At 69.5% G+C, this 11,267-nt stretch carries 3 protein-coding genes; 1 reads left to right on the top strand and 2 read right to left on the bottom strand.

Annotated features, from left to right (window positions below; translation table 11 throughout):
- Positions 1-4: 4 nt before the first annotated feature.
- Both VLK61_RS11095 and VLK61_RS11090 read right to left on the bottom strand, forming a co-directional pair.
- Positions 5-4,042 (bottom strand): beta strand repeat-containing protein, encoded by a 4,038-nt coding sequence (locus VLK61_RS11095; RefSeq protein WP_325421087.1) that lies wholly within the window; start codon positions 4,040-4,042, stop codon positions 5-7.
- Positions 4,043-4,187: 145 nt separating this feature from the next.
- Positions 4,188-9,773, bottom strand: a complete 5,586-nt coding sequence (locus VLK61_RS11090; protein ID WP_325421086.1) for a beta strand repeat-containing protein — start codon at positions 9,771-9,773, stop codon at positions 4,188-4,190.
- Positions 9,774-10,057: 284 nt separating this feature from the next.
- Here VLK61_RS11090 and flhB point away from each other — a divergent pair, with 284 nt between their 5' ends.
- Entirely contained in the window at positions 10,058-11,215 is a 1,158-nt protein-coding gene (flhB, locus tag VLK61_RS11085; protein WP_325421085.1) for a flagellar biosynthesis protein FlhB, read from the top strand.
- Positions 11,216-11,267: the final 52 nt, after the last annotated feature.

The following is an 11,267-nucleotide window of genomic DNA, read 5'->3' as shown; positions in this document are numbered from 1 at the left end:
CGCGCTAGAGCAGCGCCTGGTTCTGGCGCAGCAGCTCGTCTTCCAGCGTGCTGCGCTGCGGGACTGCGAGGGCGGTGGGCGCACCGGCCGGCGGCTCGCTGGCCGGGCTGGCGGCCGCGGTGTGGTCGGTTGAGGTGTCTTCGGTCGCGGCCGCGCCTGGCAGTTCGGCCGGGGCGTCGGCCAGCAGTTCGGCGGCTGTCGGCACATCGCTGCCGGCGCCGTTCTGGCGCGTGAACCATACGTCCGCCATCTCGTGCGCCAGGCCGTCGGCCGTGGTGTAGCTGGAGACCAGCCCCACCGCGTTGCCGTGGTCGACACGCTCGCTGGCTGCGTGCGCCAGGTTCAGGCTGGTGATGCCCAGCGCCTGCAGGCTCAGCAGTTCGCCGGCATCGGTGCGGCCGTCGTGGTTGTGGTCGACCCACAGCTTCAGGTCCTTGAACTGCGCATCGGCGGCGGTGATGTGGCCGTCGTGGTTGCTGTCCAGCGCGGCGAGGGCGTTGAAGCCGTTGCCGGCGCGGCTGCCGTCGGCCAGCGGCGTGACGGCGCCGAACAGCTCGCGGCCGTCGTTGATCACGCCGTCGTGGTTGCGGTCCATCACCAGCAGGCCGTCGTTGCCGCCGACCCAGCCCACTTGCGTGGCGTGGCCGCTGCCGGTGAGATCGAACACCGCGCCCTGGCCCGCATGTTGGGATTGGGCCTGGGTGCTGACGCCGTTGCCGTCGAGGTCCAGCACGATGGGCGTGACGCTGACCAGCGCGGCGATCTGCGCCGAGCTCATGGCCTGGATGTCGGCGGTGTCGAAGGCGCGCACCTGGCTGCTGGTCATCGCCGCGATGTCGGTGGTTTCCAGCGCCTGGATCTGGGCGCTGCTGAAGGCGTTGATCTGCGTGGTGCTCAGCGCGCGGATCTCGGCCGTCGTCAGTGCCGCCAGGTCTTCGGTCTCCAGCGCGGCGATCAGGCTGGTCGCCAGGCCGCGGATCTGCGCGGTAGTGAGCGCGGCGAACTGCGTGGTGCTGAGCGCGTTCAGGTCGGCGGAGCCCAGCGCATTGAGCTGGGCGGCGCTCAGCGCGCCGATGTGCGCGGTGTCCAGCGCCACCAGTTGCGCGCTGCCGAGCGCGGCGATGTCGTCGGTGCCCAGCGCGCGCATCTGCGCGCTGCTGAGCGCCGCGAGATCGGCCGAGTCGAACACGCCGACCTGGCTGCTGGTCAGCGCCAGCACCTGCGAGGTGCTCAGCCCGGCCAGCTGCGCGCTGCCCAGCGCCATCACTTCATTGGTCGTCAGCGCTGCAATGGCCGCGGTGGAGAACGCGCGGATCTGCGCGCTGCCCAGCGCCGCCAGGTCGCTGGTTTCCAGGTTGGCCACCTGCGTGGTGCTGAGCCCGGCGATCTGCGCGGTGCGCAGCGCGGCGAACTGCGTGGTGGTCAGCGAATCGAGGTCGCTGGTGCCCAGGCTGCGCAGCTGCGTGGTGGTGAGGGCGGCCACCTGGCTGGTGGTGGCTTGGCGCAGCTGCTGGCCCGGCGCCGTCAGTCCGTTGGCATGGGCCAGCACGCCGAGTTGCGCGGTGGTCAGCGCAGCCATGTGGGCGGTGGTGAACGAGCCCAGTTCGGTCGGCAGCAGATCGTTGATCATGCCGGTGCCGATGGCGCTGACCTGGCCGGTGGTCATCGCCGTGACCTGCGTGGTGGTGAAGCGGTCCAGGTACAGGTTGCTGCCGTCCATCGCCGCCATCGCCGCGGTGGACAGCGCCCGCACTTGGGCCGTGCCCAGGGCTTGCAGGTCATCGAAGGCCAGGCCATGCACTTGCGATGTCGACAGCGCGGCGATCTGCGTCGTGCGCAGAGCAAGCCACTGGCTGGTGCCCAGCGCAGCCAGGTCGCTGAGCGACAGGCTGCGGATCTGCGCCGTGCCCAGCGCCGCCAGCTGGGTCGTGGTCAGCGCCTGCAGCTGGCTGTCTGTCAAGGCGCCCAGCTGGGCCGTGCTGAGGCTGGCGATCTGTGCGGTGGCCAGGGTGGCCAGCGTGCTGGTGCCCAGCGCCACCAGGTCGGCGGTGTCGATCGCGCGGATCTGCGAACTGCTGAACCCGCCCAGCTGGGTGGTGCCCAGCGCGACCAGCTCGGCGCTGCTCAGCGCCGCCACCTGGGCCGTGGTGAAGGCCCGCAGCTGCGCGGTGGACAGCACCGCCAGGTCGTTGGTGTCGAGGTTGGCGATCTGGCTGGTGCTCAGCGCCGCGATCTGGGACGTGCGCAACGCGGCGAATTGCGTGCTGCTCAGGCTGTCGAGCATCGTGGTGCTCAGCGCGCCGAGCTGGACCGAGCTCAGCGCGGCCACCTGGGCGGTGGCCAGGTCGTTCAGACCGGCGTAGTCGCCGCCGTCGATGGCCCGCAGCTGCGCCGTCGTCAGCGCGGCCACCTGCGCGGTGCTGAAGGCCGCGAGCTCGCTGGTGTAGAGCGCGTTCATCGCCGAGGGGGCGATCGCGCGCAGCTGGGCCGTGCTCAAGGCCGCGATCTGCGTGCTGCTGAATTCGTCCAGCGTCTCGCCCAGCGTGCTGGCGGTGATTGCTGCGATCGCCGCGGTCGACAGCGCCCGCACCTGGGCCGTGCCCAGCGCCTGGAAGTCGGCCGAATCGATGGCGACGAACTGCGTGGAAGTCAGCGCCGCCAGTTGCCCGGTGCGCAGCGCGGCCCACTGGGTGGGCGTCAGCGCATCGAGATCGGTTTCGTCCAGGCTGCGGATCTGCGCGCTGGTCAGCGCGGCGACTTGGCCGGTGCCCAGTGCCGCCAGCTGGCTGGTCGACAGCGCATCGAGCTGCGCCGTCGTCAGCGCGGCGATCTGGCCGGTGGACAGCATGGTCAGCGCCGAGCTGCCCAGCGCCAGCAGGTCGCCGGTCTCGATGCCGCGGGTCTGCGAGCTGCTCAATGCGGCGAGCTGCGATGCGCTGAGCGCCGCCAGTTCGGCGCTGGTGAAAGCCGCCAGCTGCGCGCTGCTGAAGCCGCGCATCTGCGCGGTGCTCAGCACCGCCAGGTCGCTGGTGTCCAGGCTGGCGACCTGGCTGGTCGTCAGCGCGCCGATCTGCGAGCTGCGCAGCGCGGTGAACTGCGTGGTCGACAGCGAGTTCAGGTCCGCGGTGTCCAGCGCGCGCAGCTGCGCGCTGGTGAAGGCCGCGACCTGCGTGGTCGACAGCGAGACCAGCTGGCTGCTGGTCAGGCCGTCCACCTGCGTGGTGCTGAGGGCGGCGATCTGGCTGCTGCGCAGGCCGGCGAGCTGGGTGCTGCCGAGGGTGGCCAGCTCGGCCGCCGGCAGCGCGCGCAGCTGGCTGCTGCTGAACGCACCGAACTGCGCGGCGCTGAAGGCGGCGAGCTGGCTGCTGCCGAGCGCGTCGATCTGCGTGCTGGTGAAGCCGGCAAGTTGCGACACGCCGAGCCCGGCGAGGTCGGTGGTCTCCAGCGCCGCCACCTGGGTGGCCGTCATCGCGCGGATCTGGCTGGTGCTGAAGGCGCCGAATTGCGCGGCGCTCAGGGCATCGAGGTTCGTCGTGCTCAAGCCGGCGATCTGCGCGCTGGTCAGGCCGCCGATCTGGCTGTTGCTCAGCGAGGCCAGCTGCGCGCTGCTCATGCCGGCGACAGCGGCGGCCGTCAGCGCGCGGATTTGCGTGGCGACCAGCGACGCCAGCGCGGTGGTGCCGACGGCCGCCAGGTCATCGGCGGCGATGCCGCGCAACTGCGTGGTGTTCAGGCCGGCGATCAGCGTGGGCGTGAGTGCCTCGAACTGGGTCGTCGTCAACGCGCTGATCTGCGCCGAGCCGATGGCATTGAACTGCGGCACCGACAGTGCGACGAGATCGCTGGTCTCGAAGGCCGCCAGGTGCGTGGCCGTCAGCACCCGCAGGCTGCTGGTGGCGATCAGCGGCATCTGCGTCGTCGTCAGCGCGGCGATCTGCGCGGCGCTGAAGGCCACCCAGTCCTGCGTCGTCAGGGCCGTGATCTCGGTGCTGCCCAGCGCCGCGATCTCGGTGGTCGTCTTGGAAGGAATGGTGCTCGCCATTCGTCCTTATCGGCCGGCCGTCGCCCGGGTTGAATGCCCGCCTTCAGGTCACGCCAATGAAGACGCCGAACAGGCCCGTGTTGCGGGGATGTTCGGCGTTAGGGGTGCCAGGGGGCGGGCTGGCCGGCTTGGCCGGCCGCCTGGTTTACAGCAGCACCTGGTTCTGGCGCAGCAGGTCTTCTTCCATCGTGCTGCGGTGTTGCGGCATCACGGTGGCATGAGCCTGGTGCTCGGTGGCCGTCGGCGTCGCCGCCGGGGCGCTGCCCAGCAGTTCGGCCGGGGCGGAGGCCAGCAGTTCGGCGGCTGTCGGCACATCGCCGCCGGCGCCGTTCTGACGCGTGAACCACACGTCCGCCATCTCGTGCTCTTTGCCGTCGTCCGTGGTGTAGCTGGAGACCAGCCCCACCGCGTTGCCGTGGTCGACCCGGTCGCTGGCCACGTGCGCCAGGTTCAGGCCGGTGATGCCCAGCTCGTCCATGCCCTTCAACTCGCCGGCATCGGTGCGGCCGTTGTGGTTGCCGTCGACCCAGACCTTCAGGTCCTTGAACTGCGCGTCCGCGGCGGTGACATGGCCGTCGTGGTTGCTGTCCAGCGCGGCGAGGGCGTTGAAGCCGTTGCCGGCGCGGCTGCCGTCGGCCAGCGGCGTGACGGCGCCGAACAGCTCGCGGCCGTCGTTGATCACACCGTCGTGGTTGCGGTCCATCACCAGCAGGCCGTCGTTGCCGCCGACCCAGCCCACTTGAGTCGCGTGGCCGGAACCGGTGAGGTCGAACACCGCGCCCTGGCCCGCATGTTGGGAGAGGGCCTGGGTGCTGACGCCGTTGCCGTCGAGGTCCAGCACCATCGGCGTCACGCTCAGCAGCGCCGACAACTGGCCGGAGCTCATGGCCTGGATGTCGGCCGATTCGAAGCCCTGGATCTGCGTCGTCGTCATGGCCGCGATGTCGGCAGTCTCCAGCGCCTGGATCTGCGCCGTCGTGAAGGCCATGATTTGCGCGGAGCTGAGGCCGCGGATTTCGGCGGTCGTCAGCGCGGCGATGTCGGATGTCTCCATCGTCGAGATCAGGCTGGTCTCGATGCCGCGGATCTGCGAGGTGGTCAGCGCCGCGAACTGTGCCGTGCTCAGCGCGTTGAAGTCGCTGGAGTCCAGCGCGTTGATCTGGGCGGTGGTCAGCGCACGGATGTCGGCGGTGTCGATGTTGGCCAGCTGCGTCGTGGTGAGCGCGACGATGTCGTTGGTGCCCAGTGCGGCGATCTGCGACGAGCTCAGTGCGGCAAAGTCGCTGGAGCTGAGCGCTTCGACCTGCGTCGTCGTCAGCGCCACGATCTGGCTGGTGCTGAGGCCGGCCAATTGCGTGGAGCTCAGCGAGTCCAGCTCGGTGGTCGACATCGCGGCAATCGCTGCCGTGCTGAAGGCGCGGACTTGCGAGCTGCTCAGGGCCGCCAGGTCGCTGGTTTCCAGGTTCGCCACTTGCGTGGTCGTCAGGCCGGCGATCTGCGAGGTCTTCAGCGCAGCGAACTGCGTGGTCGTCAGTGCGTTCAGGTCCGCCGTGTCCAGGGCCCGCAGCTGGGCCGAGGTGATGGCGGCGACTTGCGCCGTGCTCAGGGCCACCAGTTGATTGCTCGACAGGCCGTCGACCTGCGCCGTGGTCAGGCCGGCGATCTGGCCGGTGGTCAGCGCGACGAGCGTGGTGGTGCTCAGCGCGGAGAGGTCGGAGGTCGAGATGCTGCGCATCTGCGTGCTGGTCAGCGCACCGAACTGCGAGGTCGAGAAGGCCGAGAGCTGGGCGGTGGACAAGGCATCGAGCTGCGCGGTGGTGAAGCCGCGGATCTGCGCGGTGCTGAGCGCGGCGACGTCGCTACTTTCGAGGTTGGCCACCTGGGTGGTGCTCAGCCCGGCGATCTGCGAGGTGCGCAGCGCGGCGAACTGGCTGGTGGTCAGCGCGTTGAGGTCAGCGGTGTCGAGTGCACGCAGCTGGGCGGTCGTCAGACCGACGAGTTGCGCGGTGGCCAGCGCGGCCAGTTGCGTGGTGCCCAGGCCTTCGACCTGGGCGGTCGACAGGCCGGCGATCTGGCTGCTGCTGAGGGCCGAGACGGCGGTGGTGTCCAGTGCCGCGAGGTCGCTGGTGGACAAGCCGCGCAGCTGGGTGGTGGTCAGGGCGCGCAGCTGGGTGGTGCCGAAGGCGTCGAGTTGCGTCGACGACAGCGCATCGAGCGCGGCGGTCGAGAGGCCGCGGATCTGCGCGGTGCTCAGGGCGGCCAGGTCGGAGGTGTCGAGGTTGGACACCTGCGTCGTCGTCAGCGCGGCGATCTGCGAGGTCTTCAGCGCGGCGAACTGGCTGCTCGTCAGCGCGTTCAGGTCGGCGGTGTCGAGCGCGCGGATCTGCAGGCTAGTGAAGGCGGCCACCTGGCCGGTGGTCAGGGCCACCAGCTGCGTGGAGGACAGCGAATCCACCTGCGCCGTGGTCAGACCGGCGATCTGGCCGCTGGTCAGCGCCACCAGCGCGCTGGTGCCCAGCGAGGCCACGTTGCTGGTCACGATGCCACTGGTCTGCGCGGTGCCCAGGGCGGCCAGCTGAGAGGTGCTCAGCGCGGCCAGCTCATTGCTGGTGAGGGCGCCGATCTGCGCGCTGGTGAAGCCGCGCAGCTGGGCCGTGCTCAGGGCGGCCAGGTCGCTGGTTTCCAGGTTGGCCACTTGCGTGGTCGTCAGGCCGGCGATCTGCGAGGTGCGCAGCGCGGCGAATTGCGTGGTCGTCAGCGCGTCGAGGTCGGCGGTGCTGAGGGCTCGCAGTTGTGCGGTGGTGACAGCCGCCAACTGGCTGGTGCTCAGCGCGACGAGCTGATTCGTCGTCAGGCCTTCGACCTGGGCGGTGGTCAGGCCGGCGATCTGGCCGGTGGTCAGCGCGGCGAGCGTGGTGGTGCTCAGCGCGGACAGGTCGGAGGTCGAGATGCTGCGCATCTGCGTGCTGGTCAGTGCGCCGAATTGCGAGGTCGAGAAGGCCGACAGCTGGGCGGTGTCCAGCGCGTTGAGCTGCGCGGTGGTGAAGCCGCGGATCTGCGCGGTGCTCAAGGCGGCGACGTCGCTGCTTTCGAGGTTGGCGACCTGGGTGGTGCTCAGCCCGGCGATCTGCGACGTGCGCAGCGCGGCGAACTGGCTGGTGGTCAGCGCGTTGAGGTCAGCGGTGTCGAGTGCGCGCAGCTGGGCCGTCGTCAGGCCGAGCAGTTGCGCGGTGCCCAGGATGGCCAGCTGGCTGCTGCCCAGGCCATCGATCTGCGTCGTCGACAGGCCGGCGATCTGGCTGCTGCTGAGGGCCGAGACGGCGGTGGTGTCCAGCGCGGCGAGGTCGCTGGTGGACAGGCCGCGCAGCTGGGTGGTGGTCAGGGCCCGCAGCTGGGTGGTGCTGAAGGCGTCGAGCTGCGTCGAGGACAGCGCGTCCAGCGCGGCGGTGGAGAAGCCGCGGATCTGCGAGGTGCCGAGCGCGGCGAGGTCGGTGGTTTCGAGGTTGGCGACTTGCGTCGTCGTCAGCGCGGCGATCTGCGAGGTCTTCAGCGCGGCGAACTGGGTGGTCGTCAGCGCGTCCAGGTCGCTGGTGCCCAGGCTGCGCAGTTGCACGCTGCTGAGCGCGGCGACCTGGCCGGTGGTCAGTGCCACCAGCTGCGTGGTGGACAGCGAATCCAGCTGCGCGGTCGACAGGCCGGCGATCTGGCCGGTGGACAGCAGGGACAGCGTGGTGGTGCTCATCGCCGCGACGTTGCTGGCGTCGATGCCCAGGGCTTGCGAGGTGGTCAGCGAGGCCAGCTGCGCCGAGGTCAGCGCGGCCATTTCATTGCTGGTGAAGGCGGCGATCTGCGCGCTGCTGAAGCCGCGCATCTGCGAGGTGGTCAGCGCGGCCAGGTCGGTGGTTTCGAGGTTGGCGACCTGCGTCGTCGTCAGCGCGGCGATCTGCGAAGTCTTCAGCGCAGTGAACTGCGTGGTCGACAGCGAGTTCAGGTCGGCGGTGTCCAGCGCGCGCATCTGCGCGGTGGTGAAGGCGGCCACTTGCGACGTGCCCATCGCGCCGAGCTGCGTGCTGCTCAGGCCGTCCACCTGCGCGGTGGTCAGGCCGGCGACTTGCGCGGTGCTCAGGCCAGCCGCCGTGGTGGTGCCCAGCGCGGCCAGGTCGGACGTGGAGATGCCGCGCATCTGCGAGCTGGTCAGCGCGCCGAACTGCGTGGTGCTCAACGAGGCCAACTGGGCCGTCGTCATCGCGTCGATCTGCGTCGTCGTGAAGCCGCGCACTTGCGAGGTGCTCAGCGCGGCCAGGTCGGTGGTCTCGAGGTTGGCGACTTGCGTGGTCGTCAGCCCGGCGATCTGCGAGGTGCGCAGTGCGGCGAATTGCGTGGTCGACAGCGCATCGAGGTCGCTTGTGCCCAGGCCGGCCAGTTGCGCGGTGGTCAGCGCGGCCACTTGCGAGGTGCTCAGCACGGCCATTTGTGTGGTCGTCAGCGCGTCCACCTGGGCCGACAGCAGCGCGGCGATCTGGCCGGTGCCCAGCGCGGCGATCTGCGTGGTGCCGACGGTGGCGATGTCGGCATTCGAGATCGCGCGGATCTGCGAGCTGGTGAAGGCGGCGAACTGCGTGCCGGACATCGCGGCGAGTTCGCTGGTGGTCAGTGCGTCGATCTGCGTGGTGGTGAAGCCGCGAACCTGGCTGGTGCTCAGCACGGCCAGGTCGGTGGTTTCCAGCGCGGCGACTTGGGCCGCCGTCAGGCCGGCGATCTGCGAGCTGCGCAGCGCGGCGAATTGGCTGGTGCCCAGCGAGTTCAGGTCACTGGTGCCCAGGCCGGCCAGCTGGGCCGTGGTCATCGCAGCGACCTGTGTGGCGCTGAAGGTGGCGAGCTGGGTGGTGGTCAGGCCGTCGACCTGCGCGGCGGTCAGCGCGGCGACCTGGCTGGTGCTCAGCGCGGCGATCTGCGTGGTGCCGACGGTGGCCAGGTCGGCCGCCGGCAGCGAGCGCAGCTGCGCACTGCTGAAGGCGGCGAATTGCGTGGCGCTGAAGGCGCCGAGCTGCGTGGTGCTCAGGGCTTCCAGCTGCGTGGTGTTGAAGCCGACCATCTGCGCGGCGCTCAGCGCGGCCAGATCGCTGGTTTCCAGCGCGTCGACCTGGCCGGCCACGATGGAGCGGATCTGCGTCGTCGTCAGCTGGCTGTATTGGGTGGTGGTCAGCGCGGCGATGTTGGTGTCGGACAGACCGGCGATCTGTGCGCTGGTGAAGCCGCCGAGCTGCGTGGCGCCCAGCGAGACCAGCTGCGTGGTCGACATGCCGTCGACCGAGGCGGCCAGCAGCTTGCTGAACTGCGTGGCGCTCAGCGCGGCCAGCGAGCTGGTGCCCACGGCGGCCAGGTCGGCGGCGCCGATGCCCGCCAGCTGGCTGGTCGTCAGGCCCGAGAACAGCGTGGGCGTCAGCGCGTTGAACTGTGAAGTTGTCAACGAATCGACCTGCGTTGCCGTCAGCGCGTTGAGCTGCGTGACCGACAGCGCCACCAGATCGGTGGTGTCGAGCGCTGACAGGCGCGAGGCGTCGAGCACCCGCAGGCCGCTGGTGGACACCGCCGGCATCTGGCTGGCGACCAGTGCCGTGACCTGTGCCGCGCTGAACGCCGCCCAGTCTTCCGTGGTCAATGCCGCGATTTCGGTCGTGGTCAGGGCCGCGATTTCGGTCGTGGTCTTGCTCGGAATAGTGGTTGCCATGGTGATCGTCCTTGTGGCGCTATCTTCAGCACTCGCTGCGGGTGTTACATCTGCGGGCCTGAGGAGCTTCAGACCAGCCTTCGTCGGGATATCGGGCCGGGGTTCGGGAACTTGAGCCGCGAGCTGAAGCGGCGGCGGAAACCTGACTTATTCAGCGTTTTCGGCCTGCGGCCCGGCCGGCCGCAGGAATAACGCGGCGTTTTCCGGCGCTTATCCCGGTCAAGATTTCACGGACCGGCGGCACCATGGCGATGCGCTGGCGTGCTGCCCGCGCGCCCCTCGCCATGGCCGACGCACAAGACCGCAACCTTCCCGCCTCAGAACGAAAGATCCGCAAGGCCCGTGAAGACGGGCAGGTGGCGCGTTCGCGCGACCTGGCGCATCTGGCAATCGTCGGCGGCGGCGGCGCGGTGCTGGTGGCCTTTGCGCCGCAGCTGGCCGAGGCCATGCGCAAGTTGCTGGGCACCGGCCTGCGCTTCGACGCCAAGATGCTGGCCCAGCCCGATGTGCTGACCCACCGCCTGGCCGAGCTGACCTGGGCCTGGCTGCTGATCCTGATGCCCATCGGTGCCGTGGGCATCGGCCTGGCGCTGGCCTCGGGCATCGCCGCCGGTGGCTGGAACTTCACGATGAAGCCGCTGATGCCGAACTTCGGCAAGCTCAACCCGCTGTCGGGCATCGGCCGCATGTTTTCCAGCGAGCAGTTCACGCAGGTCGGCAAGGCCTGTTTCCTGGCGCTGCTGCTGGGCGGGATCGGCGCCTTCTATCTGAAACTGCACTTCGGCGACTTTCACGATGCCCTGACGATGCCGCTGCCTGCGGCGCTGCAGCAAACTGCCAACGCCTTGCTCGGCGGGCTGTTGCTGCTGGTGCTGGCGCTGGTGGTGTTTGCGGTGATCGACGTGCCGCTGCAGCGCTTCCTGGTCCTGAAGCGGCTGAAGATGAGCCACCAGGAAATGAAGCAGGAATACAAGGACGCCGAAGGGAACGTCGAGGTCAAGGCCAAGGTCAAGGCGCGCATGCGCGAGATGGCCAAGAAACGCATGCTGGCGGCTGTCCCCAAGGCCGACCTGGTCGTCATGAACCCGACCCACTATGCGGTGGCGCTGAAGTACGAAGACGGCTCGATGTCGGCGCCACGGGTGGTGGCCAAGGGGGCGGACCTGCTGGCCATGCGGATCCGCGACCTGGCCAAGGAGCACAAGGTGCCTGTCCTGCAGCTGGCGCCCCTGGCGCGGGCCTTGTACGCCAACACCGAGGTGGATCAGGAAGTGCCGGCGCGGCTGTTCCAGGCGGTGGCGCAGGTGCTGGCCTATGTCTATCAGCTGCGCGCGGCCTTGGCGGGCAAGGGCGCGATGCCCAGGGATCTGCCGCCGATCGTGGTGCCGGCGGATATGGATCCGGCCAACAAGCCTGCCGCAGCTGAAGACCCGGATGGGTGAAGTGTGGGCAATTTGTCCAATATGAATCAAAATGGACAAATTGAGGGGCTCA

The sequence above is a fragment of the Aquabacterium sp. genome, from assembly GCF_035476535.1.
Classification (GTDB): Bacteria; Pseudomonadota; Gammaproteobacteria; order Burkholderiales; family Burkholderiaceae_C; genus Pseudaquabacterium.
The sequence above is the reverse complement of the archived record's forward strand: the minus strand, read 5'-3'. Positions and strand labels throughout refer to the sequence as shown.